This is a genomic window from Leucobacter sp. M11 (genome assembly GCF_035726885.1).
GTDB lineage: Bacteria > Actinomycetota > Actinomycetes > Actinomycetales > Microbacteriaceae > JAPFRB01.
In genome coordinates, this window is record NZ_JAPFRB010000002.1 from 544,166 (window position 1) to 545,779 (window position 1,614).

At 68.3% G+C, this 1,614-nt stretch carries 1 protein-coding gene; it reads right to left on the minus strand.

Features of this window, described 5'->3' with window-relative positions; all coding sequences use genetic code 11:
- The coding region (locus tag OOT08_RS06935) for an ABC transporter substrate-binding protein (RefSeq protein ID WP_325091865.1) at positions 1 to 1,049 on the minus strand (1,049 nt) is incomplete at its 3' end.
- Between the last annotated feature and the right edge of the window lie 565 nt (positions 1,050 to 1,614).

The window sequence follows — 1,614 nt, forward strand, 5'->3', positions numbered from 1 at the left end:
TTCGGGTCGTAGGGGTCCGCGATGTCCTCGTAGTCCGAGTAGAAACCGCCGGGGGAACCGGGCGGGAACATCGTCGGCCCGGTGGACCCGAGCCCTTCCAGGACCTTGTCCACGAGCTGCTCGGTGTTCATGCCCTGGCGAATCGCCTGCCGGAACGCCTTGTCCTGGAGCGCGGGGTTGCCCTCGCCGAACAGTTCCCCGGACTGGGTCCGCGTGCCGGGGTTCACGGAGATGTTCCAGAAGTGCTTGGAGAGCACCTGGTTGCGCGTGATGCCCTCGACCCCCTCGAGCGATTTGTAGTGCGAGGCGTTCATGCCGGTCAGCATGTCGATCTCGCCGTTGCGGAGCGCGAGCACCTTCGCGTCGTCGTTCTTGTAGCCGGTGAACACGAGCGCGTCCACGCCGGGCTCGCCGCCCCAGTAGTGCTCGTTCTTCGTCATCACGACCGAGGTCCCGGCCTGGTAGCTGGACACCTGGAAGGGGCCGGAGCCGACCGTGTCTTGCTCGTTCACGACGTCCTGCGGCTGTTTCTCCCCGCCCCAGATGTGCTCGGGCACGATGCGGAGCAGCCCCGGGTTGACGGCCGTCGGCGCCTCGGTGATCATCTCGACCGTCCGCTCATCGGTCGCGGTCACCGAGACGAGGCCCTCGACGACGTTGCCATCGGCCTTCTGCAGCGGGGCGTTGTCCATCACCGCGTTATAGGTCCACGCGACGTCTGCTGCCGTGAGCGGCTCCCCGTCGGACCATTTGAGGTCAGGCCGGAGGGTGAACGTCCAAGTGGTGCCGTCCACGGAGAAGTCCTCGGCGAGGACCCCGCCGTAGTCGCCCGCCGGGGGCGTCCGTCCGACCAGGGTGTCGTACTCGTAGTCCAAGATCTCCAGGGACTGCGCCATGATCGCCGTAAATGGGTTCAGGGTGTCCACCTGGGACGCGGTCATGGGCAGGCGCAGCTGCGCGCCCTCCTCGGGTGCCGCGTGGGCGGCGGATGGCGAGGCGAGCAGCGCGAACGCTGCGACGCCGGCAATCAGCGATGGGTTGAGTTTCACTCGAGACCTCCTTGTTTCTGAGTGTTGAGCCGTCGGCGGCGATCGCGCCCCGACCCGGGTCCGGCGCGAAGGGATCTTCGTCGCGGCCCGGGCTGCTCTTCCGGTGTGGATCGAGCCGATGTATCCCCTGAAATACCCGGGAAATGTGGCCCGTTTCGCAAGGTTAGGATTCCTATCCCCGCCTCTCGAAGCACAGACTATGACACGGATCCCCGTTTCGACCCCGCGAAATTCGCCTCGCGAAGCTCCCCTGAGGGTGAGCATCAGCAACGCTGTTGTGTTCGAGGGAGGGGCGACGTCGCGCCCGCGAGCGCGCACCCGCCCGCCCGAGCCACAGCCGCCCGAGTCCCGCCGCTTTCCGGTCGCCCGCGGGCGGAGGGCGCGCGTCAACCCGACGCCGCGGGAGGTGCCAGCGGGGACTCGGCGGCGCTTGTCCCCCAGCGCTCGTGATGCTCGCGGCCGGATTTCGGGCGCCCCGCCCGCCCCGGGGATGCCCTAGTGTGCTGAGCGTGAAGACCGATTCAGCGCACGCCGCACGCCCCGCTCACGACGCCCCCGTCGCGCC